The sequence below is a fragment of the Streptomyces sp. NPDC021622 genome (genome assembly GCF_040640795.1).
In the GTDB taxonomy this organism is placed as follows: domain Bacteria; phylum Actinomycetota; class Actinomycetes; order Streptomycetales; family Streptomycetaceae; genus Streptomyces.
Genome location: NZ_JBFACK010000002.1, coordinates 111328 through 136975, shown reverse-complemented (window position 1 = coordinate 136975; position 25648 = coordinate 111328). Strand labels below are relative to the sequence as shown.

The following is a 25648-nucleotide window of genomic DNA, read 5'->3' as shown; positions in this document are numbered from 1 at the left end:
ATTGCATACAGTCGACGAATACTGTATGAAGCTTGTTATCCCGCATCCGGTGGGTGGTGTCCAGGGGGCGTGCGGCACTTTTCGGGTCCGGGGGTCGCTCCCCGGAACGACACGGCGTCAGGAGCCGGAATGGACCTGTTCGAGCACCAGGCAAGGGAACTCTTCGAGGAATACGGCATCTTGGTGCCGGATGCCGAAGTCGCCGGCACGGCGAAAGAGGCACGCGCGGGGGCCGAACGACTCGGCGGCCGCGTCGTCGTCAAGGCCCAGGTGAAGACCGGAGGGCGCGGCAAGGCGGGCGGCGTGAAGATGGCCGCGGACGCCGCAGCGGCCGAGATCACGGCGCGCCAGATCATCGGCATGGACATCAAGGGCCACACCGTGCACAAGGTGATGGTGGCCCAACCCGTCGAGATCGACAGCGAGTTCTACGTCTCGTACGTACTGGACCGCGCGGCAGGACGCTTCCTCGCCATTGCATCGGCCGAGGGCGGCATGGAGATCGAGGAGGTGGCCGCCGGCAGGCCGGAGGCCGTCACGCGCGTGGAGGTCGACCCGGCACAAGGCGTGGACGAGGCGAAGGCGGCCGACATCGCCGCAGCGGCCGGACTCCCCGCGGCGGCAGCCGGCGTACTCGTGAAGCTGTGGCAGGTGCTCATCCGCGAGGACGCGCTCCTCGTAGAGGTGAACCCCCTCGTGCGCACCGCCCAGGGGGAGATCCTCGCCCTCGACGGCAAGGTCACCCTGGACGACAACGCGCGCTTCCGCCAGGCACGCTGGGGCGCCGACAACTCCGCACACGCGGACCCCTTGGAGTCGTCGGCCGCGGCCAAGGGCCTCAACTACGTGAAGCTCGACGGTGAGGTCGGCATCATCGGCAACGGCGCGGGCCTGGTCATGTCCACCCTCGACGTGGTCGCGGGCTGCGGTGCGCGCCCCGCGAACTTCCTCGACATCGGAGGCGGCGCCTCCGCCCAGATCATGGCCGACGGTCTTTCCGTGATCCTGTCCGATCCCGCGGTCAAGTCCGTCTTCGTCAATGTCTTCGGCGGCATCACCGCCTGCGACGCGGTCGCCGACGGCATCGTCCAGGCCCTGGAATCCGTGCAGTTGACCAAGCCGCTCGTGGTCCGTCTCGACGGCAACAACGCCGCACGCGGCCGCGCCATCCTCGACGAGCGCGCCCACCCCCTGGTCCAGCAGGCCACCACCATGGACGGCGCCGCACGCCGCGCCGCCGACCTCGCCACCCGAGCCGACGCAGCCTAAGGAGACCGGACATGGCGATCTACCTCACCAAGGAGAGCAAGGTCCTCGTCCAGGGGATGACCGGCGCCGAGGGCATGAAGCACACCCGGCGGATGCTCGCCGCGGGCACGGACGTCGTGGGCGGCGTCAACCCCCGCAAGGCGGGCCGCACCGTCGACTTCGACGACCGCGCCGTCCCCGTCTTCGGCTCCGTCCGTGACGGCATCGAGGCCACGGGCGCCGACGTCACCGTCGTCTTCGTGCCGCCCGCCTTCTCCAAGGCCGCGGTCACCGAGGCCGCCGACGCCGGCATCGGACTCGCCGTCGTCATCACCGAAGGCATCCCCGTGCACGACGCGGTCGCCTTCCACGCGTACGCGAAGGAGCGCGGCACCCGCGTCATCGGCCCCAACTGCCCCGGCCTCATCACCCCGGGGCAGGCCAACGCCGGGATCATCCCCGCCGACATCACCAAACCCGGACGCGTCGGCCTGGTGTCGAAATCCGGCACCCTCACCTACCAACTCATGTACGAGCTGCGCGACATCGGCTTCTCGACCTGCGTGGGCATCGGCGGTGACCCTGTGGTCGGCACCACGCACATCGACTGCCTCGCGGCCTTCGAGGACGACCCCGACACCGAACTGATCGTCCTCATCGGCGAGATCGGCGGCGACGCCGAGGAACGTGCGGCCGCCTACATCCGGCGCGCCGTCACCAAACCCGTCGTCGCCTACATCGCCGGCTTCACCGCACCCGAGGGCAAGACCATGGGGCACGCGGGAGCGATCGTCTCGGGCTCGTCGGGCACCGCGAAGGCGAAGCAGGAAGCGCTGGAGGCCGCCGGTGTGCGGGTCGGCGCCACACCGACGGAGACCGCCCGTCTCGTTCTCGACCGACTCGGGGCGTGACGTCACTCATAGGTGACCGGCCCTCACTCCACTAGCGTCCCCCACCAAACGCACGTGGACCGCGAACTGAGCGGCCCCGTACGAGCCATGCACTTCCTGTCCGATTCGAGCCATGCACCTCCCGCCCCGATCTGTGCACCGTGAGCGGAGACACCGAATGGCACCCACCCTCACCACTCCACTCGTCCTCAAGGCCGGTACGTCCTGGGCCGACGCCTGGCAGCGCTGCCTCGCCGTCGCGCCCGAGGCCTTCCGTGACGACCACGTCCTGAACCTGTGGAACGGCAGTTGGCAGGCGGACGGTCGCGCGCTGCCCGCCACGAGCCCCGTCGACGGCAGCCCCATCGCGGGCCCGCCACGCCTCGACGCCGCCACGGCCCACCAGGCCGTACGCGCCTCGCTCGACCAGCACCGGGCCTGGCGCCACATCCCGTTGGGGGAGCGCCGCGCCCGCGTCGCCGCCACCCTCGACGCCCTCACCCAGCACCGCGAACTCCTCGCCCTCCTCCTCGTCTGGGAGATCGGCAAACCCTGGCGCCTCGCGCAGGCCGATGTGGACCGGGCCATCGACGGCGTGCGTTGGTACGTCGACGGCATCGAGCCGATGATCGAGGGCCGGACCCCGCTGGACGGTCCGGTATCCAACATCGCGAGCTGGAACTACCCGATGAGCGTGCTCGTTCATGCAGTGTTGGTACAGGCACTCGCGGGCAACGCGGTCATCGCCAAGACCCCGACCGATGGCGGCGTCGCCTGTCTCACCCTGGCCTGCGCGCTCGCCGCCCGCGAAGGGATTCCCGTCACCCTCGTGAGCGGCAGCGGGGGAGAGCTGTCCGAAGCGCTGGTGCGCGCACCGGAAATCGGCTGTGTCTCCTTCGTCGGCGGGCGGGACACCGGCGCGGCCGTCGCCACGGCCGTCGCCGACCTCGGCAAGCGGCACATCCTCGAACAGGAAGGACTCAACACCTGGGGCATCTGGAACTACAGCGACTGGGACGCGCTCAGCGCCGTCGTCCCCAAGCTCTTCGACTACGGCAAGCAGCGCTGCACGGCGTATCCACGTTTCGTCGTCCAACGAGGCATCTTCGACCAGTTCCTCGCCGCCTACCTGCCGGCCGTGCGCACCGTCCGCGTCGGCCACCCGCTGGCGGTCGAGCATGCCGAAGACCCTTTCCCGCAGCTGGACTTCGGGCCGCTCATCAACGCCGCCAAGGCCAAGGAACTCTCCGACCAGGTGGCGGAGGCCATCGACCGGGGTGCCGTGCCGCTGTACCGCGGCGCGCCCGCCGCGGACCGCTTCCTGCCGGGGCAGGACACGGACGCGTACCTGCACCCCGTCACGCTCCTCAACCCGCCGCCGTCCTCGCCGCTGCACCACGCGGAGCCGTTCGGCCCGGTCGACACCATCGTCCTGGTCGACACGGAAGCGGAGCTGCTCGCTGCCATGAACGCGTCGAACGGAGCGTTGGTCGCCACCCTGTCGACCGACGAGCCGGAGACCTACGAACGGCTCGCGCCGCAGATCCGGGCGTTCAAGACGGGCCGTGGGAAGCCTCGTTCGCGCGGTGACAGGGAGGAGCTGTTCGGCGGGTTCGGCGCGTCGTGGCGCGGCGCGTTCGTCGGAGGTGAGCTTCTGGTGCGGGCGGTCACCCATGGCCCGGCGATGGAGCGGCCGCCGGGGAACTTCCCCAGCTATCACCTCATGGCCTGAGCCCTGCCCTGGGCCCTGACCCTGAGCCCTGCCCTGGGCCCTGACCCTGGGCCCTGACCCTGGGCCCTGACCCTGGGCCCTGGGCCCTCACCCTGAGCGCTGAGTCCTGAGGCACCACCGGTGGGGAGTCGGTCGGCTAGCCGATTCCCTGCCGGTCGGGGAGCAGGGCGAACGCGCGGTCCGCCGACTCCGGGACCGTGCGGTCCACGGCCTGCGCGAGCAGCTCGCGGTGGCGAAGGAGGGGCTCGCGGCGCTCCTCGGGCGCAAGGCGCAGCAGATCGTCGAGGCCGGCCAGCATGCGCCGCGTGACCTGCGGATTGCCGATCGCGCAGCCACGGATCTCGGCGAACCCGAGGTCCACCAGAGCGGTCCAGTCCGGCACCGGCTGGACAAGGCGCACCGCCCCGCGCCGGTCACGGTGGCGCAGGGCGCCCAGCGGGTACCGGGCCACCGACGCGAGGAACTGGATGATGCGGTCGAGGGCCTGCACGGCGGTGGTCGGATCGTTCACCGCGGGCGAAAGGGCCCGCAGCGCGATGTCGGCGAGCTGGCGAAGCCCGAAGCCGAGGTCCTGGTGGAAGGTGCGCTCCACACCCACCGAGACGGTGTACCGCAACGCGCGCGGGGAGGGCGCCGCCCCACCGTGGACCGTGAACACCGGGGTCCCCGGCACCATGAAGTCGCCGATGCGCGGGACGAGCCGCAGCACGACGCCCTGCCGTCGCGCCGCCCGCACGACCCGGGCGATGTTCACGTCCCGCAGCACCCCGGCCCGCCCGCGGTGGGTGATCCGGGCGGTCTCCGGGCCGAGGCGTTCGTCGTCCACCGCGCCCTCGGTCGGATGCTTCACCGCCACCCGGAACGACTCCCGGGCGATCCGGTCGATCACGAAGCTGATCCGCATCATGCGGAGCGTCCCGTTCACGTAGGCGATGAACAGCAGAAGGCTCAGCAGCACCATCACCATCGCCAGGACGGACTCGATCAGCGGGACGGTCGTCAGCTTCCGTGGATCGGTCTCGCTGTCGAACGACGTCAGCGTCATCAGGGAGAACAGGAACGTCGCAAGGAAGACCGTCAGCGTGATCTTGGTGATCCGCGACCTGACGTACAGCCGCACCACGCGCGGACTGAACTGCCCGCTCGCCATCTGCACGGCCACCAGCGAGATGCTGAAGACGACACCGATGAACGTCATCATCGCCGAGCCGATGGTGCTGATCACCGCCTTCGCGTCCTCGGCGATCGACATCAGGGACTCGACGGTTTCGTAGTCCCCGGCCTCCTTCGCCGCCGTCACGATGTGGGCGTCCAGCTCGGCCGCGACCCACCACAGCACCATGGCGCCCGCCAGGCCGGCGGTCGGCGCGAACCACATGGTGTCCCGCAGATGCTCGCGCAACGGGGACAGCAGCCGGGGCCGCCGAACCTTCACGTCACCCAGCACACCAGTAATCATCCCGTCACTCATGGTGAGACTGTAGATGCGGCGGAACGGGGCGCCGGGCATCCGCCCGCCGACCGGCGGATACGCAGGTGAAAGGCACTCCGAAAGCTTGGTATTGTTGTCCATGTCGCCGCGGGGAACACCCCGCGAACGGCAAACACCTAGTCCGGGTGGCGGAATGGCAGACGCGCTAGCTTGAGGTGCTAGTGCCCTTTATCGGGCGTGGGGGTTCAAGTCCCCCCTCGGACACACAGCAGTGCAGCATCCGGTGCTGGCCGACTCTCGGCCGGCACCGTTTGTCGTTGGCGGCAGGTGCCGCCAGGCCGCAGCCCGGGGCGGCGGCGGTGACGCCGGCCGCCGCCAGGCGCAGCCGTCCTTCTCAGCGGGGCCGGGACAGCCAGGCCCGGTTGAACAGTTCGGGCAGCGGACCGGTGGTGGGACTGGTGAGTACCTGCTCGCGGTCGCGGGACAGCTCGGCGCCGAGCAGGTCCGCCTTCCAGGTCTCCATGGGCTGATGCGGCTTCTTCGCCGCGGCCCAGTCGCCGGGCAGGAACGTGGTGCGTCCTGCCCGGGGCCGACGGTCCGCGACCACAAGCGACGCGTCGAGAAGCCGGGCGGCGGCAGCCTTGTGCCGGGCGGGCGTCCAGTCGTTCCAGCGGCGGATGTTGCGGTCGGTGGGTGCGGGCAGCGCGAGCAGCTGGAGGTACAGGGTCGCGGCATCGGTATCGAGGCCGAGATCGGCAGCGGCCTTGGCCACGGTGTCGGGGGCCGAGGCACGTGGGTCCGTTTCGTAGCTGCCGGGCGGCAGCGCCCCGGAGCTGATCCTCTCCTCCAGGCGTCGGCACTCGGGGCCACGCAGCCAACGTACGAGGGAGAGATAGGACCCCTCGCAGTCGACGGCGGAATCCAGGCGCTGTGAACGGTCGTCCTTGCCGTACTGGGCCGGCCGGAAGTAGATGCCCGGCGACTCGCGGGCGCCCCGCCGGTCGATGCCGCCCTCGGCGATCACGGTAAGCCCGTCGTCGAGCGTGGGGTGGTCGAGGGGGGTGCGGGCCTCTCGGTACTCCTGGGCGCCGGGGAAGCTCGGTGCCAGGTCCGCGACAGTCCAGCCGCGCAGCGACGATCCCCGGGTGTCCAGGAGCATCTCCGGGTGGGCAAGGCGTTCGCGCAGCAGCGCGGCCACCTCGGGCAGGCCTTCACGGACCGGGTCCCCGCCCGGCAGTTCGGCGTAGATCCACGGCATCGCGTGGCACGTCACGGCGAGCAGTTCCTTGAAGCGGAGCCCGTCCTCGCCCTCCCAGCCGTGGCCGATGACGCTGCTCGCCCGCAGCCGGGTGTCGGCGTCCCGGGTCAGCACCGCGTTGCTCGTGGGGTCGGTGAACACCGTGCAGACCGCGGCCGGGGCCATGCGCACCGACTCGTGCTCGGTCGCCACCGCGAGCGTCGCCTCCGAGACGGCGGGGCGTGTGCCCTGCTGCGTGCGCCAGGCCTCGGCGATCCGCTCGGCGAGCGCGGTCTGCCCGCCGGGTTGCCACAACTGCTCCGGGTCGTCGGGCAGCACCCCGGCGAGCAGATCCAGGCGTGCGGGCACCTGCAGGTCGTTCAGCTCGCGCAGGCCCGCGTCGGCTTCGGACTGCTTGAGCCGCAGGGTCTTGCGGGCCTCGGCGTCCAGCCGCCACTTCACGTAGGAGCCGTCCGGAATTCCGGCTAGCAGCAGGGAAGCGGCGGCGCGGCTGAGTCCCGTGGCGTCGGCCAGTGCGGCGGCCGCATCCCGGTCCCAGGGGGCCGGGCCGTTCGCGCGTACGAGAGCGGTTAGCCCGTGCAGTTGGGTCGGGGTTCCCCAGTGGCCCGTGGGGACGGCCTCGGCCTCGGTGATGTCTCCGGGAGCGGGCGGATCGGCCTCGCCCGTACGCAGTTCCACGAAGTGCCGCCCGGTCGCCTTCGCGCCGATTCCGTGTACGGCGAGGACGGCGCCGCGCTCGTCGCGGGCCGCGTACGCGCCGTCGTCGGTGAGCTCGATGGTGCCGGTACGCATCCGGGCGAGGGCCGCGGGATCGGCGAAGGGCGTCCCGGCCCACACGTCAAGCATCGCCAGGAGGACCCCGCGCAGGTCGGCGTGGACGGGAAAGGAGCTGGCCCGCAGGGCGACGGCGCCGATACGGCCGATGAACCGGGACCAGTACCAACCCCGGTACTGGTCGGGGAGTTGATCGGTCCGTCCGGTCAAGTAGTCACCGGTGCGGGCGAATCCGGCGAGGGTGCCGGCCCGCCAGTACCCGGAGCCGCCGATGAGCCCGGAGAGGGCAGCAGAGATCAGGTCTTCGTTCAGACGGGCTGCGGGGCGTGTCGAATCCTCTGGCATGCCGCACATCCTGCCTGATGCCCCGGAGCCAACTGGACGGCGCCTGATCGGGGTTGTCGCCTGGTGCGGGCCGCCCTCAGGCCGCCGCCGACGGGAAGCGCTCCTACGGGACGCGTTCGAGCGGGAAGCGGTCGTCCCACCGCGGCTTCAGCTGGTCCGTGTTCCGGCCCACCAGGAATTCGGGGCGGGTCGGATGGGGCGGGGCGTTGTCGATGGAGTTGTACGACACCATCAGCAGCGCCCGCCGGTCCGGCGATGTGTTGTCCGACGAGGAGTGCACGATGTTCGGGTGGAAGGCCTGGATCGTGCCCGCCGGGCCGGTCGCCCGCGTGCTGCCGAAGGTCCCGATCAGTTCCTGGGCGCGGGCGTCGTCCATGACGTGCTCGGGATCCGCCGCGAAGTTCTTGCGCCAGTCCCCGCTGTCGCCCCGCGTGATCTTGCCGGGGCCGAGATATCCCACGCGGTGCGAGCCGGGGATGAGCATCAGCGGACCGTTGCCCTCGTGCACATCGTCAAGCGGTACGGCGAGCGTGACCGCCGCGGGCGTCGGCAGTCCGTCCTCCGCGTTCCAGAAGGCGAAGTCCTGGTGCCAGGGCCAGGCCTGGCCCTCCCGGGCCTGCTTCAGGTTCACCTTGAACTGGTAGACGTACACCGGCGTCCCGGTCAGCGCCTCGGCAAGCGCCAGGAGATAGGGGTGGCGCACGAGCGCCGCGTACGCCTCGTCGAACTCGTGGCAGCCGTGCACCGCGCGGACCGCCGTACTGTCCGGCTCGTGGACCACCTCGGGACCGCCTCGGCGGCAGATGGTGTCCAGGCTGTCGCGGAGCACGCTCACCGCAGGTCCGGTGAACCGGAACGGAGAGTGGCACCAGCCGTTCTCCTCGTACTCCGCGGTCAGCTCCGCCAGATGCCCGTCGTCAGTTTCGATCACGAATCCAGCCTCACCGGTTGTCGGGACACGTCGCACCGCTCCTCGATCCACTCGGCCATCGCGGAGATCGTCGGCCGGGAGATGAACGTCTCCAGGTCCGCGTACGCGCCGAAGCGTTCGTTGATCCGGGTAATCAGCACCGCGGCCAGCAGTGAAGTGCCGCCCAGCTGGAAGAAGTTGTCGTTGAACGCGATGTCCTTCGCGTCCAGGGCCTGCTCCCACAGGAGGGTGAGCTCCTGCTGCACTCCGTCCTCGGGCGGGGGGCCGACGCCGCTGCCCGTGACCGTCAACTCGCGGGCGGCCAGGGCCTGGCGGTCGAGCTTGCCGCTGGGCGTGAGCGGCAGGCGGTCCACCGGGAAGAACGCCACCGGCAGCATGTACTCGGGCAGTGTCTCGGCGAGCCGGTCCCGGAGGTCGTCCGGCAGCGGCGACTGCCCCACCACATAGGCGACGAGGCGCTTGCCCGCCGTGCGGCTCTCGTTCACCACGACCGCGGCGTCGGCCGCCTCCGGCAGGGCTCTGACCGCCGACTCGATCTCACCGAGCTCCACGCGGTACCCGCGGATCTTCACCTGCCCGTCGTCGCGGCCGAGGAAATGGATCCGCCCCTGATCGTCGACCCGGCCCGCGTCCCCGGTCCGGTACACCCGCGACCCCGGCGGTCCCAGCGGATCGGGGGTGAAGCGCTCCGCGGTCAGTCCGGGCCGGTTGAGGTAGCCACGGGCGAGCACCGGCCCGCCGATGCCGATCTCCCCGGTGACTCCGGCCGGGACCGGGTTGCCGTCCCCGTCAAGCACCCGCACGCGCGCGGCGTCGATGGACCGGCCGATGGGGGCGCGCTCCGGCCAGGACGCGGGATCGCCGGACAGCCGCAGGGCCGTCACGTTGTGCGTCTCCGACGGTCCGTACTGGTTGTGCAGCGCGACGCCCGGCAGGGCACCGAAGAACCGCCGCACCGCGGGAGTGATGTAGAGCTGCTCGCCCCCGCAGACGACCTCTTGGAGCGAGCGCGGATGGCGACCCACGTCCTGCGCCGTGTGGGCGAGGGCCTGCAAGGCCACGAACGGCATGAACACGCGGTGCACCCGTTGCTCGTCCAGGAAGCGCAGGAGCCGGTGGGAGTCCCGGCGTATCTCCTCGTCGACGAGCACGAGGCAGCCGCCGGTGCCCCAGGTGCTGAACATCTCCTCGAAGTGGACGTCGAAGCTCGCCGCCGCGAACTGGAGGGTCCGGGACCCGACCCCGGACGTGAACGTCTCGCGCTGCCAGGAGATCAGGTTGCGCAGCGGGCCGTGCGGCATGGCGACGCCCTTGGGCGTGCCCGTGGATCCCGATGTGTAGATGACGTACGCGAGGTCGTCGGCGGTGGAGGTGCGGGGCCGTTGCCCGTCGGCACCGCCGGGTATGTCCTCGTCGAGCAGCACGACCCGCGTCCCGGGCGGTGCGGGTGGCAGTCCCGAAGGCGTGCGGTGCGTGAGCAGTACGCGCATCCCGCTGTCCCGCATCATGAAGTCGAGCCGCGGCTGAGGGTAGGCGTGATCCAGCGGCATGTACGCGGCGCCGGCCCGCAGCGCGGCCAGGATGGCGATCGGCAGCCGGAACGAACGGTCGGTGCGGATGCCGACGACCGTGCCGGCGACGGAGAGGGTCCGCAGGTGGGCGGCCAACGTGTCTGCGGTGCGCCCGAGTTGCTCGTACGACAGTTGGCGTCCCCGGTATTCCACCGCGGGCAGGTCGGGTGACGTACGCCGTGTGTCGTCGAAGTACTGCAGCACACTCTCGCCGCCGGGGACCGTGGTTCGGGCTTCGTCGGTCTTCGAAGCGTGGCCGTCAGGCATCGGGAACGTCCGCCTCCTGAAGTGTCTTCTCCAATTCCGCTGCCAGTGCGGCCACGAACGGCTCGTCCAGCATGGAGTAGTGGTCACCGGCGATCACGCGCGGCGGGGAGAGCGCCGGGCAGAGCTGAGCCCAGGCCGCACTTGCCGCCGCCCGCATTCCGGGGTCGCTCTCCTGCGCCTGCAGCAGGGCCGTCGGGCCGGCGTACGGTGCCGGCCGGTACCGCAGGGCCGCGAGGGTGTGCGGGTCGCTCGGCGTGGATCCGGATTCGGATTCGGCCGGGAGCTGGTCGGCCAGATAGCTGTCGACGAGGACCAGCATGGCGACCCGCTCCCCGAGCCGGGTGAGCCGCTGGGCCATCTCGAAGGCGACGAGGCCGCCGATCGACCAGCCCATCAGAAGGTAGGGGCCGTGCGGCCTGGCTTCTCGGACCACCGCGAGATGGCGCTCGGCCAGAGCCTCGACATCGACCTCCGCATCGGCCTCGGCCCCCTGCGGAGTGCCGTCGTGCACGGCGTACAGCGGACGCAGCAGCACGGACCCGCCGGCGAGATTCCGGAAGCCGATGGCATCCCCGCCACCGGGGACGCAGAACAGCGGCGTCCCCTCGCCCCGGCTCTGCAGCGTGATGAGGGAACGCGAACGCCCGGCTCCATCGGCCGCATCCGCACCGCGGAGCAACGCTGCCAGCGCCCTAGGAGTCGCGGGATCGACCGGTGGTCCGTCGACCGCCTCTGTCTCCTCGAACAGCACCGACACCGGCAGTTCGGCGGAGAACGCCGCGTTGATCCTCGCGATCAGCCGCACCGCCAGGATCGAGTGGCCGCCGAGGTCGAAGAAGACGTCGTCCACACCGACGGAGGGGATCGCAAGGAGGTCGGCGAAGATGGCCGCGACCTTCGCTTCCGGAGCATCCGCATCCTGAGGCGGGGCCGACGTCTGCCCGTGCGGGTCGCGCGGGGTGTCGGCGGCGAGCAGGGCGTCGCGGTCGATCTTGCCGTTCACCGTGAGGGGCAGCCGGTCGAGCCAGACGTACGAGGCGGGGACCATGGCGGCCGGCAGGCGCTCGGTGAGATGGCCGCGCAGTTCCGACGGCGCGACCGTTCCGGTGGCCGCGGCCGAGAGGAACGCGGTGAGCCTGCCGCCGTGTGTACCGTCCGCACCGTCCGGCGAGAGCACCACGGCCGCCTCGCGGACGGACGGGTGTCCGAGCAGCGCCCGCTCCACCTCGGCCGGCTCCACGCGGACGCCACGCACCTTGATCTGCTCGTCCCTGCGGCCGAGGCAGTGCAGCGTCCCGTCGGGGGCGTAGTAGCCGATGTCGCCGGTCCGGTAGAGCCGTTGCCCGGGTACGTCGGAGAAGGGATGCGGTACGAAGCGTTCCGCCGACGCGGCGGGATCGGCGACGTAGCCGCGCGCCAGGCCGATGCCGCCCACGCAGATCTCGCCGAGTGCGCCGACCGGCACCGGTGCCAGGCGGTCGTCCAGGATGTAGATGTCGCTGCCGTCCACAGGGCGGCCGATGGGTACGTCGCCGACCGTGGGATCGTCCGCGGTGATCTCGTGGACCGCGCATCCCACCGCGGTCTCCGTGGGCCCGTACTCGTTGAAGATCCGTGTGGGCGCGGCGTGTTCGCGCCACGGTGCGATGTGCTCCCAGGAGAGGTTCTCGCCGCCCAGGACGAGTGAGTGCGTGACTTTGGATGTGCCATCGGGAGCGAGCTCGTGGTTGATCACGTTCAGGTGCGAGGGCGTCAGTTTGAGCAGGTCGAGGCCGGACCGACGGCCCAGTTCACCGGTGAGGCCGAAGACGTTGCGCCAGGCCGGATCCAGATGCACCGTACGCCCGCTGACCAGGGGCACGAACAGGCTGGTCACCGTCAGGTCGAAGGCCACGGAGGAGTGCACCATGGCCCCCGTCCCCTCCTCGTGCCCGTACGTCCGGGCCGCCCAGAGCACGTAGTTGGAGAGGGCACGGTGGGGCAGCATCACGCCCTTGGGGACACCGGTGGAGCCGCTGGTGAACAAGACGTAGGCGAGGTTCTCCGGTGTCACCTCGGCCCGTGGGTGGACCCGGCCTTCGGTCTCCGGCAGCTGGTCGACGTTCAGGCAGGGGATCGTGCCGAACCGGTCCTGCGCCGTGTCAGGGCCGGTGAGGACCAGGGAGCACCCCGAGCGCTCAAGCATGTCCGTGGCCCTGGCCGGGGGGAGGTCCGGATCGAGCGGCAGATAGGCGCCACCCGCCTTGAGTACGCCCAGCATCGCCACCAGAAGCTGACGGGTGTGCCCGATGGCCAGCGCCACCGGTTGATCAGGGCCGACGCCGTACTGCCGCAGCGCCAGGGCCACTTGGTCGGCCTGCTCGTCCAGTTGCCGGTAGGTCAGCCGGGCCGCAGGGTCCACGACCGCGACGCTGTCCGGCGTCTGCCGGGCCTGACGCTCGATGATCCGGTGCAGACACTGGGGCGTTCGCCGGGTGTCACGGCCGTGGTCGGCAGCGGCCCGTACGAGGTGGCGGCTGTGCTCGTCGAGCAGGCTGATGGTGTCGAGCGGGGCCGACGGGTCGGCGACGGCCCCTTCCAGCAGGGTCAGATACTGACCGGCGAGGCTTCGCACATAGTCGGCGGGGAACTCACCGTCGCGGTAGCGCCACACCAGGCGAAGTGAGTCCTCGCCCGTGACGCTCTCCAGCTTCACCGCGGCAGGCTCGGCCTCGATGTCGTCCCAGGCCAAGGTGAAGGTGACGCCGTCGGCGCGCCCGGCAACTGCCGCCTCCTTCGCCTCGTACGCGGCAGTCGCCCGGTCGGTCGGGTCGGTGGCGTACGACGCCGGTATGCGCTCGGCGGCACGCTCGGCGTTCGACTGCTCGTCCTGGATCTGGGCCAGGAGGCCGGAGAAGGTGGCGGCCGCGTCCGGCCCGGTGCGGATCGGCGACCAGTGGGCGAAGTGACCGGCGCAGTCGCTCAGTTCGTCGTACGGACGTCCTGGGAGGGCGGTCGCGACGGTGACGGCGGAGCGGTCGGTGATCCTGCGCAGGAGAGTCATCAGGCAGGTGAGCAGTACGACTTCGGTCGTGACGCCATGCTGCTCCGCGCATCCCCGCACGGCCCGCGCCAGCGGGAGCGGCACGGTGCGGTCCAGGCGTATGACGGCGGGGCCGGTGAGCGCCCCGGCCTGCCGTAGGGGCAGGTCCACCGGTGCCGCAGGTCGGGCGTCGCCCCCGGCCACCGGCCCGGCGGCGTCCTGCTCGAACTGCCATTGCGCGTACTGGATGTACTGCAGTGGCGCGGCGTCCGGTGAACGCCCGTCGTAGGCGAGGGCGAGCTCGGCCACGAGGTGGCGCAGGGTCAGGCTGTCGGCGGACAGACCCGAGGTCGTGATCAGCAGGGCGTGGCGCTGGTCGGAGAGCCTGAGCAGCCGTGCGCGCAGCGGGGCGGCACCGTCGATGCCCGCCGGGCGCAGACGCTCTGACCGCACCGCGCTGTCCAGGTCCCCGGGGATGTACGCATCGGTGACCGCCCATTCGACGCTGCTGCCGCCCTCCCGGCCGATGTCCGCGAGCGCGGTTTTCGCCCCCGGCACCCGGCGGTAGCGCGCCCGCAGCGCGCCATGGCGGTCGGTGACCGCGCGCAGTGCGTCGGCAAGGCGGTCCGGGTCGACAGCGCCGTCGATGTGGAGCAGCGCCTGTGCCCATCCCGGGGAGGAGGACTCGTACGCCTGCCAGATGCGCTGCTGCTGGAACGACAGCCGGAATCCCTCGACCCCGGTCATGCGAACCGCACCATGTCGCCCATGGCCACCAGGAGTTCGCGTGGTCCGCTGAAGGGGTTGCGGGCATGTGCGACCAGGATGTTGTCGAGGACCAAGACGTCGCCCCTCTCCCAGGGGAAGCAGACTTCGAGTTCGGCGTACACCCGGCAGATCTCGGCCATCGCCTCGTCGGGGATCGGTGATCCGTCGCCGAAATGGCACTGTCGCGGCAGCGTGTCCGGCGTGTGGGTGGCCTCAAGCGCCGCCCTTGTCGCGGGGGCCAGGCAGGCCGGGTGCCAGTGCTGGGCCTGATTGATCCACGACCACACGCCGGTTCCCGGGTGCCGGACGGCGGCAGGACGTACCGCCTCGGTGCGCAGGCGGTCGCCGTCCCAGGCGGAGCGCAGGCCCTGCTGGGCGCAGCGCGCCTCGGCCTCGCTCCGGTCGTCGGTGCGCAGGACCTCACGCCAGTCCAGGCCGAGCCCGGTCCCGTAATTGCGTACGTACATCACGCCCTTGGCCAGGAACTCGGACCGCAGATCCGCGTCGAGCCGCCGGAAGACCTGCCGGCTGTCGACGATCGGGGTCTCACCACCGGAGGCGGCGGGCCGCGCACAGCAGAACATGATGCGGGCGGGGCCGGTGTCGTTGAAGGAGTTCTCGGTGTGCCACAGCAGCTTCTCCTCCGGCGGGAAGAACACCGGAGAGGAGATGCTGCCGCTCAGCGAGGCCCGGGGATGCTCGCCGTTGTCGCGGTACAACTCGTCGACGAGCGCGGCGGCGAGGGGTTCCAGGTCGTGAGTGGTGGTGACCGAGAACCCCCGGAGCAGCACGGCGCCGTGGTCGGCGAGGGTCTCGTCAAGCCATGGCCGCGAGTGTGCGGCCCAGGCCGCGACGTCGACTCCGGCGGCCGTCGGCCGGACGACCAGGGGCGGTTCCCCCGGATGCGCGAGCGGCGCATGGCTGACGAGCGAGTCGGAGGTGAAGCTGACCTGGGCGGGCACGGCCTGCCGGAGGCCGGCCGGGCCCGGCAGCGGCCCGCGCGGTGGATTCGTCACGCCGGCTCCTCCTGGTGCAGCGCCCGCCCGAGGCGGTCGGCGGCGAGCAGATACAGGGCTTCGACGTCCTGGCCGGTGATCGCGGAGAACTGGTGGGCGGTCTCGAACGCCGGGTGGCGCACCAGCTTCTCGCGGTAGTCGGGCAGCGCGGCGCCCGACTGGAGCATCTGGAGCCATTGACGGGTGCCGGGGTAGGGGCTGTTGACGTTGAGGGCGACGCAACCGTCCGGGATGCAGCCGTCCCGGTGCAGTTCGGCGATGAGGTCGAGCGTGAGCAGCCGCTGCTCGGGCGTTTCCCCCAGGCCGAACTGCAGGGACGTACCGACCCGGATCCCGGCCTCGCGGCACCAGTGGGCCACGTCCCGGAAGCGCTCGGTCCAGTCGGCCTCGGAGACCAGAAGCAGCTGGCGGACCTTCTGGACGCGTACGGCGTCGGGTTCGGCCGATTCGACGCCGAAGTACACATAGCTGCAGCCCGCCCCGGCCATGCGCCGCAGGAGGTCGCGGTCCACGTCGTTGACGGTGGTCTGGCAGCCCCATTCGAAGGTGCCGTGCTCGGCGGCGAGGTCCTCGAGGAGGGTCAGGAACTCGGTCAGCCAGCGGGGGTTCTGGGTGAAGGTGCTGTCGTCGAAGAACACCGCATCGAAGCCCTGGTCGATGCGGAGCCGGATCTCTCCGATGACGTGCTGCGGCGACCGCTGGCGGATCTTGGGCTGCTCGTAGAGGAACGCGTCCGCGGACTCGTGGCAGAAGGAGCACGCGTACTTGCAGCCGAGACAGGCCATGATCTGTGCGGTCCTGCGATGCCCGAAGACGGGGAAGCGGTTCTCGTGCGTCATCCGGGTCACGTCGATGTACGGGAGCCGGTCGCCGTCGATCGGAACGCCGCTGAGCGGCATCGACTCGATGCGCTGCGCGTTCCAGTCGTAGATGAACAGGCTGCCCACGCCCGGCAGTTCGGCGAACCGGTCCTGCTCGGTGAGCATGCGCTTCTTGACGGTCTCGGCGTCGGCGGGCAGGCAGTCCGCCACCACCTTGAGCACCTCGGGCAGCGCGAACGCGGAGTCCCCCGCGAACACGATGTCCATGAGCTCGCGTTCATCGGGACGGGCGAAGGTCTGCAGTGCGGTGAGCCGGCCGAGTTCCTCCGCGCCGATCCGGAAGTCGTCGTGGCTCGCCTGCCGGCGGCCGCTCATGTCGGCCACACGGCGCGAGGCCGCCCGGTAGGCGTCCGGGTTCACGGCGTCCTCGTGCTGGCCGCCGAGCAGGACGATCGCCTGCGGGCACTCCTTCTTGACCGTTGCCGCGATGCGCAGGGCGAAGTGGTGGCCCTCGGAGAGGTTGCTGATGCCGACCACGACGGGGCGGTGCTCGCGCAGACAGGTGACGAGTTCCTGCTCGAAGGCGGCTGAGTAGGCGGGCGGATTGAGGACGGCCACGACTTCGGGGACCCGCGCGCCGGGGAACTCGTCGATGCGCAGCATCCGGTCGAGGACGCAGGTCGCGTAGAGCAGCGGCGTCGGCATGCCGGGGAAGGCGCCGGTCGCGCCCTCCTCGATGTGCGGGGCGCTGACGAAGAGGACCGGGAAGTGCTTGGCGCGCCGCCGCTCTTCGTGACGGCGCGGGTCTTCGGGCCCAGGCGCGGCCGGGCCGAGGCGGGCGTCGAGCTCGTGTTCAAGGGCGGTCTCGCGGCGCAGTGCCTCCTGCGAGACGGTGCGGGGGTCCTCGCCGTCACCGGGGTGCCAGCGCCAGCGCTTCTCCTCCTCGTACAGCTCACGGTCTATTCGGTCGGCGCGCGCCTGGCGCACGCTCTGCGCCAGGGCCTGAGGAACGGCGAGCGGCGTGGGGTCCATGCGCGTCACCCGCCCGTCACACGGGAGACGTACGCCGCGACCTCGGGGTCCGCGAGGAGGCGCGTCCGGTCCACGGCGAAACTGGTGACCGTGCCGCGCGGGTCGGCGCCGCTGGTGCCGACGCCACCGGTGGCGGACAGGACGGTCGTCGCGGGAGGCGTGTCCGGCGGCGGATCCCCGGCGTGCGTCCAGGCCGCCGCGGCGAGGTAGGCGAGGTAGTGGGAGAAGCGGTCGGAGAGCTGCTGTTGCACCGCGGGGGCGACGGAGAGCCGGCCGCAGGCGGCGGCCACCGCCGTCCCGTAGGCCGCTTCCAGCGCCTCGGCGAGCGGCAGCACGGCCGCGCCGGTCAACGAGGGTTCGGCATCGCAGGGTTGGGCCGCGGCGAGGGCGGTGTCGAGGTCCTCCGGGGAGAGCTGGGCGGCGAGGGTGCGCACGGCGGTGCGGTACTCCTCGCCCAGGGTGCGGCTTTCGGCCACGATCGGATCGAAAATGATGAGGGACGGCGTGCCGAGCCCCAACATCCGTAACCGGTCGGCAAGTTCGCGGGCGAGCCCGCTCCCCGCGCAGTGTCCGAGCACGGCCCGCACCGGCTGCCCGTGCTCCTTGATCTCCTCAAGCCAGGGCGTCACATAGTCGTCGGCCCCGCGCTCCACCAGCTCGGCGACCGTGCTCCGCCTCGGCAGTCCTTCCAGTACGCGCCGACCGTCAAGGGAAGACGCCAGGTCGGCGAACCGGGCGTCGCCGCGTCCGGCGTCGAAGGCGACCGTGAGGATCAGGCCCGCGTCGCCGTCCCGCAGTACGTGCCATCGAGAAGAAGTCATGGTGCTCCCGTCTGTCCGAGCCGCGGAAGGCTATACGTGGGCATCGGCCCAGAAGGTGCCGTACTCATCGGCGGTGCCGGGGGCCGGCGCCGAACCGAAGTACGGGGTCTTGTCCATGGCCTGCGCGAACAGCTCCTGGCCCTCCAAGAACACCTCGTAGACCTGGTCCGGGGTGGCCTTGTCGGTGGCGAAGACGGGCGGCAGGTCCTCGTGGTAGAGGCTGAAGTCGCGGTGGAGCAGCTTCATCCCGAAACGCTCGGGAGTCTCGAACATGGCGCTTCCCGGATACGGCACGAGGCCGAAGAGATAGGTCGCCTGCAGCAGGTCCTCTTCGAGCAGTCGGCACACCCAGTCGATGCTGCGCCGCATGTCGTCGGGGCTCTGGTCGGGAAAGCCGTTCACGGTGAAGGAGCAGGCGGCGAGCCCGGCGTCCCTGACCTTTTTGAGGGTTTCCCTGGTCGCGCTCAACTTCATGTGATGCTTATGCGTCTCATGGCTTTCCTGGGATGCGGTCTCCAGGCCTATCTCCACCCATTGGCAGCCACTGCTCTTCAGTTTGCGCAGAATGCGGTCATCGGTCAGGCAATTCAGTCGTGTCTGGCAGTCGTAATTGATGTCACCCTCTTTCTCAAGGAGGTCAAGGAGTTCGAGGGTGTGGTCCGGATGCAGGGTGAAGGTTTCGTCGCCCCAGTAGATGTTGTGATGGCGGCCGTAGCGGGCCCGGTATGCGCGGATCTCTTCGAGTACGCGGTCCAGGGGGAAATAGTCGGGGCGCTGGCCGATGGTCTGGATGGTGCAGAACGTGCACTTGTAGGGGCAGCCCAGAGCGTAGACCTGGCGTAAATAGCGGATGTCTTCGCCGGTGCTCGCAGGGAAAAGGTCCACCTTGGGAAAGGGGATCTCGGACGGGTGCAGATCCGGATAGCGGCGCGTCGTCCGCGCGGTGGTGCCGTCGGACCGCTGGTGCACCAGGTTGCCGACGTCGGCCACGTCGCGTCCGTCGGCCAGGGCGTCGAGGAGCGCGGGAAGGGCCTGCTCGCCGCGTTCGACCACGACGTAGTCGACGCTCGGGTGGCCGGCCACCTCGTGCGCGAGCGGCGTGGCGACGACGCCGCCGTACACCACGGCGGCCGCCGGATGGACCCGCTTCACGGCGTCCGAGATCTCGTACGCGTAGCAGAGGTTCACGGTCATCGGCGAGAACAGATAGACGTCCGCCGGATGCGCGCGCAACGCCGACTCGACCGCGTTCACGGCGAGGTGTCCCGGCCGTGTGAACGTGTTCGGATCGGTGTACAGGTCGACCACGTCGATGTCGTTGTAGCCGTGCGCGACGAGAACTCCGGCCAGCCAATGCATCCAGTGCGGCAGCTCCCACATGTTCTTTCTCATATGGTCGAGACCGGGATGTGCCGCATGGTATTGAATGTCGAAGTTCCGCCAGAAATCTTTGCGCTGCGCAATAGGGACGGTAGACATGGGAGTATGCACAAAAGCGACCCGCAATTTCTCTCCAAGGAAGAGGGGACTGGGGCTGCGCACAGACGATCCAAGCGAAATCGAATTTCTAGCATGCATGTTAGATTGACGTCAAGAAGTTGAAACAAGACACGTTGCCAGAGGGGTCCTTGACGCCTTCTGGGGCGTGTGGTGTACTGCCCGTCGGCGGATCTGGATGGGGGGAACCCGTGCCGTCAGGTGAACTGTCCGAGGACCAGGATCAGGCACGGCCGACGGGTACGGGGGGCGGGTCGCCCTCTTTATGGAGCAACCCCGCATACCGAATTTTCTTAGGCGTTCAGACCCTTTCCGCGCTCGGTGACTCCTTCTCGTATGTCGCGTTGCCGCTGCTCGTCCTGCACACCACGGGCTCGGTCCTCCAGATGGGCCTCGTCACCGGGCTCACCGGTGTCGCGTCGATCCTGACCGGCCTGTTCGCCGGCGTCATCGCCGACCGCTTCGACCGCAGACGGCTCCTCATGCTCGCCGACGGGGCGCGCTGTCTGCTCTACCTGGTGATCCCGCTGGTCTGGATCTCCGCGTCGCCTCTGTGGCTGATCTACACCGTCGTCCCCATAGCGGGCTGCTTCTCGATGCTCTTCCAGGTCACCTATGTGACCGTGGTGCCGGCCATCGTCAAGCCGGACCAGATCACCAAGGCCAACGGCCACCTGTACGCGACGTACGCGGTCGCCAGCGTCGCCGGACCCGCGCTCGCGGGCTTCGTGGCCTCGTCCGCGGGGCCCGCCGCCGCGATCGGCATCGACTCCGCGACCTTCGCCGTCTCCGCGCTCGGCGTTCTGCTCGTCAAGTTCGACGGCAGGCCACGGCGGTCCGACACACCCCAACACGGCAGCATCCGCAATGAGTTCCTGGCCGGGGCGAAGTTCCTGTGGGCACACCCCGTGCTGCGGCCGCTGACACTGCTCCTCTCGCTGATCACCTTCCTCATCTACGGCCTGACCGACCTCGTCATCTACCTGGTCAAGGACGAGCTCGGCCACCCGGACACCACGGTCGGCTGGGTCCTCACCGCCGGGACCGTCGGCTCGTTCATCGCCTCCGCGGCGGTCGCCCGGGTGCGCAAACGGCTCGGGTTCGGTGTTGCCTGGATCAGCGCGTTCTCGCTCGCGGGTTTCGCCGTCGCCGGGATCGGCCTGTCCGGGAGCGTCCCGGTCATCGCCGTGCTGATGACGACCACCCTGATGTGCACCGGCATCGCCGGCATCTCATCCATGTCACTGCGTCAGGAGGTGACCCCCAGCCATCTCCTCGGCCGGGTCACGTCCTCGTTCTGGACCATCCACACGGCGCTGGGGCCGGTCGGTGCGGCCATCACCACCGCGGCCGCCGCCGGAGTCGGTGTCACCACGGTCTGTCTCGTGATCGGTGTCGTCGTCCTGGCCATCGCACTGACCGGGACGCTGACCGGCATCACCCGGCCGCACGCCGCGGACCGCCCGGCAGGAGAGGTCGCATGAGCTTCGGCACCCCCGGCATCCGGCATCCGTCCGGGCCCGCGCCGTCCGGCGGGGACGCGCCTTCCGGCGGAGACGCGCTGTCCCCGGCCCAGGAGAGCTTCTGGTTCCTGGACCGGATGCACCCCGGCACCGCGCTGTACAACGCGTGCTCGGCGATCCGCCTCACCGGACCGCTCGACCCCGAAGCGGCCGCCCGCGCCGTGGGCGAGATCGTCCGCAGGCACGACGTCCTGCGCACCCGCTTCCCGGCGGACGGCGGCGTCCCACGGGTGTGCGTCGAGCCCGAACTGCCGGTGCCCACCGCGCTGATCGACCTGACCGGGCTGCACCCCGAGCGCCGTGCCGCCGAGGCCCGCCGCCTCGCCGATGAGCACGCCCGGCGCCCCTTCGATCTTGAGACCGGGCCACTGATCCGTACGGTGCTGCTGCGTTCGGCGGACGACGACCACACCTTGCTGCTCAACTGGCATCACATCATCTGCGACGGCTGGTCCCGGCAGGTCTTCCTCGACGAGTTCCTCGAACTCGTCGCCGCCCGGGCCGAGTCCCGCGACCCCGACCTGATCCCGCTGCCCGCCCAGTACGCCGATATCGTCGCCGGGCGTCGGCACCTGCGCGCGGGCGATCCCGTATACGAAGCGGAACTGTCCTACTGGCGCGAGCAGTTGTCCGGGCTCACCGACGTCCGGCGGCTGCCTCCGGACCGCACACCTCCCGAACGGTCCACCCCGCCGGCCGCCGCCGCGCGCCGGACGCTCGACCCCGAACTGATGCGCCGCGTCGGCAAGTTGGCCCGAGCCGAACGCGTCACGCCGTTCATGGTGCTGCTCACCGCCTTCGTGATCACTCTCTCACGCCACCTGGACCAGGACGACGTCGTGGTCGGCACGCCGAGCGCCCTGCGGGAGGAAGTCGACGCCGACCTGTTGATCGGCCCCTTCCTCAACATGCTCGCCCTGCGCACCGACCTGTCCGGGGACCCGACCGTGCGGCAGGCGCTTGCCCGGGTGCGGGAGACCTGCCTGGGCGCGTACGAACACCAGACGGTCGCCTTCCAGGACATCGTCTCCGCCATCGGCGCCGAACGCACCGAGAGCGACAGCCAGTTCTTCGGGGTCACCTTCCAGTACATCGGCACGCCCGCCACCCGCAGGGGACCCGGCGGCCTGACCGCCCGCGCCGAGGAAGTGGAGGTCGGCGTCGCCAAGTTCGACCTGACCGTCGACGTCTTCGCCGAGGAGGGGCAGACCGACGTACTCGCGCAGTACGACAGCGATCTCTACCGGGCCGAGACCATCGACGGGCTGCTCGGCCTGTGGCAGTCCGTCCTCGACGACATGACCCTCGACCCGGAGCAGTCCGTCGGCCTGACCGGTGTTCTCGGCCCCGAGGAACGTGCGCTGCTGCTCGACGCCGCGACGGGCGCCACGGTCGCGCCCGCCGATGACTGTGTCCTCGATGTGTTCGAGCAGTGGGCCGAGCGGACGCCGGACGCGCCCGCCCTTGTGCACGGCGACACCCGGCTCACGTACGGCGAACTCGACCGCGCCGCCAACCGGTTGGCCCACCGGCTGCGCGGCGAGGGCGTCACACCCGGGTCCCGCGTCGGCATCTACATGGAGCGCTCCGCCGAGAGCGTCGTCGCGGTCCTCGCCGCGTGGAAGGCGGGCGCCGCCCATGTGCCGCTGGACCTCGACAGCCCCGCCGCCCGCCGGGCGATGATCGTCGCCGACGCGGGGGTGGGCGTGGTGGTCACCCAGGAGGGGATCGTCGCCGACCTCGCCGGCGATCCCGTACGCAGTGTGGTCGCCGGCCCGGACGGCGCCGACCCCGGGCGCTTCCCGGGCGTCAGGCCCGAGCGCAGGATCGGTCCCGACAGCCTCTGCTATGTCATGTATACGTCGGGCTCGACCGGGCGCCCGAAAGGCGTCATGGCCACGCATGGCTCACTGCGGCGCATCCAGCTCGCGTGGGAGCACGCCTTCGCGCTGCGCGGACGGATCCGCAGCCATCTGCAGATGGCCAACTTCAGCTTCGACGGCTACCTCGGCGAGCTCGTCCGCTCCATAGGCTCCGGCGCGACCCTCGTGGTCTGCCCCCGCGAGACGCTGCTCCTGCCGGCCCGGCTGCTCAGCCTGATGCGCGAAGAGGGCGTCGACGTGGCCGACTTCGTGCCCACGGTGCTGCGCACCCTGGCCGCGCACATCGCCGAGAGCGGCCAGGACCTGGCCTTCCTCAAACTGCTCATCGTCGGCTCCGACACCTTCCCCGCCGACGAGCTGGAGCGGATCCGCCGGCTGTGCGGACCGGACACGGATGTCGTCAACTGCTACGGCCTGACCGAAGGCACCATCGACAGCACCTACTTCACCGTCGGCGCAGAGGACCAGGACACCCGGTCCGTGCTCATCGGCACCCCGCTGCCCGGTACCGAGGCGTATCTCCTCGACGACCGGATGCGCCTTGTGCCACCGGGCGTGCCCGGCACCCTGTACATCGCGGGACCCAGCCTCACCCGCGGCTATCTCGACGCCCCGGGCCGCACCGCGGACGCCTTCGTGCCGCACCCCTTCGCCGGCCGGCCCGGCGCGCGGATGTACCGGACCGGCGACCGCGGCCGCTACCGGCACGGGCCGCACGGCCTGCGCATCGAGTTCCTCGGCCGCCGCGACCACCAGCTCAAGGTGCGCGGCTACCGCGTCGAACTCGGCGAGATCGAGGCCGCGTTCCGCCGCTCACCGAGCATCAGGGACGCCGTCGTCCTCACCGCGGAGGAGCAGGGCACGAGGCGCGTCCACGCCTATCTCGTACCGAGCGCCGGGCAGGAAGGCGTGGACTGGCACGCGGTGGTGCGCGAGCATCTGCCGCTGTACATGCTGCCCGACCGCCTGGTGCTGCTGCCCGAACTTCCGCTCACCCCGAACGGCAAGCTGGACCGCGCCGCGCTGCCGCAGGCCGGCGGCGCCGAGGTCGCGCCGCCCGGCACCGCCAGACCCGCCCGCACACCGGTCGAGCACACCCTGCTCGACCTGTGGCGCGGCGTGCTGCGGCGCGCGGAGATCGGCGTCAACGACGACTTCTTCAGCCACGGCGGTGACTCGCTGATGGTGATGCGGGTGATCGCGGCAGCGCACGACACCTGGGGCGTGGACATCACCGTACGGGCCTTCTTCCGGGCTCCGACCGTGGCCCGACTCGCCCCGCTGGTCGAGGGGTTGCTCGCCGATTGCGCCGCACAGGGCGGGACGGACCGAACATCTGGCGCGCCCGACCGGATCGTCCCGGTCGCCCGCCGACGCATCGCGTACGAGGAGGGTTGAGTGACCACTGGACCGCAGCACGGCGGCGACCCGGCCGCATACCGGGTCGTCGTCAATCACGAGGAGCAGTACTCGATCTGGCCCGCCGAACAGCCGCGCCCTGCCGGCTGGGAGGACACCGGGCACGGCGGACCGCGCGAGGAGTGCCTGGCGTACATCGAGACCGTCTGGACCGACATGCGGCCGCTGAGCCTGCGCCGCAGGATCGAGCGGGAGGCCGCCGGATGACGCCGTACTACCTGGGCTGTCTCCTCGGAGACGTGCGCGGCTTCGCCGGCTGGGCCGAAGCCGCTGCGGGGGAGCAGCGGGAGCTGCCCGACGACACCGTGGTGTATCTGCGCGAGGACCTTGCCGTCGTACGCCACCCCGTGCAGGCCGACCAAGGGGTGCTGTGGGACGCGGCGACGCCGCAGTGGCGCGCCTTCTGCGCCGACGCGCTGCGGTTCGAGCCGCCCGCAGGACGGAAGTGACGGCCGTGCAGCTGCCCCACGTCATCGAGGCCCACGAGGGCGAGGAACTCCTCGGCAGGATCGGCCGGGACCGGGCCGCGATCCGCCGGCGGCTGCGCTCCGACGGCGCCGTGCTGCTTCGCGGCTTCACGGCAGGCGGCGTCGACGGGTTCGAGTCCGCGGTACGTGAACTGTCCGGCGAGGCCCCGCTGCGCTACGAGGAACGGTCGTCGCCCCGCAGCACCATCAAGGGCCGGGTGTACACCTCCACCGACTACCCGCCGCACGAAGAGATCTTCTTCCACAACGAGAACTCCTACCGCGTGTCCTGGCCGATGAGCCTGTACTTCTACTGCGTCGAGCCACCGGGCGGCAGAGGAGCGACCCCGCTCTCCGACACGCGCCGCGTGCTGAGCCTCCTCGACCCCGCCGTGCGCGAGGAGTTCGAGCGGCGCGGCTGGAAGGTGGTGCGCAACTTCGGCTCCGAGTTCGGGCTGAGCTGGCAGGAGGTCTACGACACCGATGACCGGGCCCAGGTGGAGCGGTTCTGCGCGGCCAACGGCGTCGCCGTCGAGTGGCGTCCGGACGGCGGCCTTCGCACGTCCTCGGTGCGCGATGCCGTCCATCGGCACCCGGAGACGGGGGAGGAGGTGTGGTTCAACCACGCGGCGATCTTCCACATCTCGACGCTGTCGCCGGAGAACCGTGAGGGCATGCTCGAACTGTTCGGCGAGGAAGACCTGCCCAACCAGAGCTACTTCGGTGACGGCGCGGACATCCCCGACGACGTCATGGCGCACGTACGCGACTGCTACCGGACGGCGGCCACGCGGTTCGACTGGTCCCGCGACGACGTCCTGGTCATCGACAACATGCTCACCGCGCACGGCCGGGAGCCCTTCACCCGTCCCCGTACGATCGCCGTCGCCATGGCCGAGGCGGTCGCGGCGAACGGGCGGGGGTGACCGCC

The 25648-nt window shown here is 70.6% G+C and carries 17 protein-coding genes and 1 tRNA gene; 9 read left to right on the top strand and 9 right to left on the bottom strand.

The features are described from left to right. Positions 1-129 precede the first annotated feature (129 nt). The 3 genes from sucC (at position 130) to AB0G47_RS05000 (ending at position 3870) form a co-directional block, all read left to right on the top strand. Positions 130-1269 (top strand): ADP-forming succinate--CoA ligase subunit beta, encoded by a 1140-nt coding sequence (sucC, locus tag AB0G47_RS05010; protein ID WP_360764172.1) that lies wholly within the window; start codon positions 130-132, stop codon positions 1267-1269. An 11-nt stretch (positions 1270-1280) separates the two neighbouring features. Continuing rightward, positions 1281-2159 carry a succinate--CoA ligase subunit alpha gene (sucD, locus tag AB0G47_RS05005; RefSeq protein WP_360764170.1) on the top strand — a complete coding sequence of 293 codons (879 nt, stop codon included), beginning with the start codon at positions 1281-1283 and terminating at the stop codon, positions 2157-2159. A 157-nt stretch (positions 2160-2316) separates the two neighbouring features. Next, entirely contained in the window at positions 2317-3870 is a 1554-nt protein-coding gene (locus AB0G47_RS05000; protein ID WP_360764169.1) for an aldehyde dehydrogenase family protein, read from the top strand. 136 nt (positions 3871-4006) lie between these two features. Here AB0G47_RS05000 and AB0G47_RS04995 read toward each other — a convergent pair whose 3' ends face one another. Further along, positions 4007-5341, bottom strand: a complete 1335-nt coding sequence (locus tag AB0G47_RS04995; protein ID WP_360764167.1) for a DUF2254 domain-containing protein — start codon at positions 5339-5341, stop codon at positions 4007-4009. A 140-nt stretch (positions 5342-5481) separates the two neighbouring features. Between AB0G47_RS04995 and AB0G47_RS04990 the strand changes: the two genes are divergently transcribed. Next, positions 5482-5566 (top strand) — tRNA-Leu (locus AB0G47_RS04990). Positions 5567-5696: 130 nt separating this feature from the next. On the opposite strand, the gene AB0G47_RS04985 is transcribed toward AB0G47_RS04990, so the two are convergent. The 8 genes from AB0G47_RS04985 to AB0G47_RS04950 all read right to left on the bottom strand — a co-directional run bounded on the left by AB0G47_RS04985 (position 5697) and on the right by AB0G47_RS04950 (position 19407). Next, complete coding sequence (locus AB0G47_RS04985; RefSeq protein WP_360764165.1) at positions 5697-7679, bottom strand: hypothetical protein; 1983 nt, start codon at positions 7677-7679, stop codon at positions 5697-5699. Between the two features lie 103 nt (positions 7680-7782). Further along, on the bottom strand, positions 7783-8610 hold the full coding sequence (locus AB0G47_RS04980) for a phytanoyl-CoA dioxygenase family protein (protein ID WP_360764163.1): 828 nt from the start codon (positions 8608-8610) through the stop codon (positions 7783-7785). Continuing rightward, a complete protein-coding gene (locus tag AB0G47_RS04975; RefSeq protein ID WP_360764161.1) occupies positions 8607-10448 on the bottom strand; it encodes a non-ribosomal peptide synthetase in 1842 nt (613 codons plus the stop codon). The genes AB0G47_RS04980 and AB0G47_RS04975 overlap by 4 nt, the downstream gene beginning before the upstream one ends. After that, the gene (locus AB0G47_RS04970) at positions 10441-14217 is read right to left on the bottom strand and encodes an amino acid adenylation domain-containing protein (protein WP_360764159.1); all 3777 of its coding nucleotides are present in this window, start codon (positions 14215-14217) and stop codon (positions 10441-10443) included. Before AB0G47_RS04970 ends, AB0G47_RS04975 begins: the two co-directional genes overlap by 8 nt. Next, positions 14214-15254, bottom strand: a complete 1041-nt coding sequence (locus AB0G47_RS04965; RefSeq protein WP_360764157.1) for a TauD/TfdA family dioxygenase — start codon at positions 15252-15254, stop codon at positions 14214-14216. The genes AB0G47_RS04970 and AB0G47_RS04965 overlap by 4 nt, the downstream gene beginning before the upstream one ends. Further along, on the bottom strand, positions 15251-17107 hold the full coding sequence (locus tag AB0G47_RS04960) for a radical SAM protein (RefSeq protein WP_360764155.1): 1857 nt from the start codon (positions 17105-17107) through the stop codon (positions 15251-15253). Before AB0G47_RS04960 ends, AB0G47_RS04965 begins: the two co-directional genes overlap by 4 nt. 5 nt (positions 17108-17112) lie before the next feature. After that, complete coding sequence (locus AB0G47_RS04955; protein WP_360764153.1) at positions 17113-17928, bottom strand: hypothetical protein; 816 nt, start codon at positions 17926-17928, stop codon at positions 17113-17115. A gap of 30 nt (positions 17929-17958) precedes the next feature. After that, positions 17959-19407, bottom strand: a complete 1449-nt coding sequence (locus AB0G47_RS04950) for a radical SAM protein (protein ID WP_360764151.1) — start codon at positions 19405-19407, stop codon at positions 17959-17961. Positions 19408-19616: 209 nt separating this feature from the next. On the opposite strand from AB0G47_RS04950, the gene AB0G47_RS04945 reads away from it, so the two are divergent. Genes AB0G47_RS04945 through AB0G47_RS04925 form a run of 5 tightly spaced genes read left to right on the top strand, consistent with a single transcriptional unit; the run spans position 19617 to position 25643 of the window. Next, the gene (locus AB0G47_RS04945) at positions 19617-20909 is read left to right on the top strand and encodes an MFS transporter (RefSeq protein WP_360764150.1); all 1293 of its coding nucleotides are present in this window, start codon (positions 19617-19619) and stop codon (positions 20907-20909) included. Further along, positions 20906-24229 (top strand): amino acid adenylation domain-containing protein, encoded by a 3324-nt coding sequence (locus AB0G47_RS04940; RefSeq protein WP_360764148.1) that lies wholly within the window; start codon positions 20906-20908, stop codon positions 24227-24229. Before AB0G47_RS04945 ends, AB0G47_RS04940 begins: the two co-directional genes overlap by 4 nt. Next, on the top strand, positions 24230-24457 hold the full coding sequence (locus AB0G47_RS04935) for an MbtH family NRPS accessory protein (protein ID WP_266872217.1): 228 nt from the start codon (positions 24230-24232) through the stop codon (positions 24455-24457). Then, positions 24454-24699 (top strand): hypothetical protein, encoded by a 246-nt coding sequence (locus AB0G47_RS04930; protein WP_266872218.1) that lies wholly within the window; start codon positions 24454-24456, stop codon positions 24697-24699. Before AB0G47_RS04935 ends, AB0G47_RS04930 begins: the two co-directional genes overlap by 4 nt. Before the next feature lie 5 nt (positions 24700-24704). Then, positions 24705-25643 (top strand): TauD/TfdA family dioxygenase, encoded by a 939-nt coding sequence (locus AB0G47_RS04925; protein ID WP_360764145.1) that lies wholly within the window; start codon positions 24705-24707, stop codon positions 25641-25643. The last annotated feature ends 5 nt before the right edge of the window (positions 25644-25648 follow it).

Excerpts from the sequence above, each read along its gene's own strand:
- sucC (WP_360764172.1), top strand. The coding sequence starts at position 130 with ATGGACCTGTTCGAGCACCAGGCAAGGGAACTCTTCGAGGAATACGGC.
- sucD (WP_360764170.1), top strand. The coding sequence starts at position 1,281 with ATGGCGATCTACCTCACCAAGGAGAGCAAGGTCCTCGTCCAGGGGATG.
- AB0G47_RS05000 (WP_360764169.1), top strand. The coding sequence starts at position 2,317 with ATGGCACCCACCCTCACCACTCCACTCGTCCTCAAGGCCGGTACGTCC.
- AB0G47_RS04995 (WP_360764167.1), bottom strand. The coding sequence starts at position 5,341 with ATGAGTGACGGGATGATTACTGGTGTGCTGGGTGACGTGAAGGTTCGG.
- AB0G47_RS04985 (WP_360764165.1), bottom strand. The coding sequence starts at position 7,679 with ATGCCAGAGGATTCGACACGCCCCGCAGCCCGTCTGAACGAAGACCTG.
- AB0G47_RS04975 (WP_360764161.1), bottom strand. The coding sequence starts at position 10,448 with ATGCCTGACGGCCACGCTTCGAAGACCGACGAAGCCCGAACCACGGTC.
- AB0G47_RS04970 (WP_360764159.1), bottom strand. The coding sequence starts at position 14,217 with ATGACCGGGGTCGAGGGATTCCGGCTGTCGTTCCAGCAGCAGCGCATC.
- AB0G47_RS04960 (WP_360764155.1), bottom strand. The coding sequence starts at position 17,107 with ATGGACCCCACGCCGCTCGCCGTTCCTCAGGCCCTGGCGCAGAGCGTG.
- AB0G47_RS04955 (WP_360764153.1), bottom strand. The coding sequence starts at position 17,928 with ATGACTTCTTCTCGATGGCACGTACTGCGGGACGGCGACGCGGGCCTG.
- AB0G47_RS04950 (WP_360764151.1), bottom strand. The coding sequence starts at position 19,407 with ATGTCTACCGTCCCTATTGCGCAGCGCAAAGATTTCTGGCGGAACTTC.
- AB0G47_RS04940 (WP_360764148.1), top strand. The coding sequence starts at position 20,906 with ATGAGCTTCGGCACCCCCGGCATCCGGCATCCGTCCGGGCCCGCGCCG.
- AB0G47_RS04930 (WP_266872218.1), top strand. The coding sequence starts at position 24,454 with ATGACGCCGTACTACCTGGGCTGTCTCCTCGGAGACGTGCGCGGCTTC.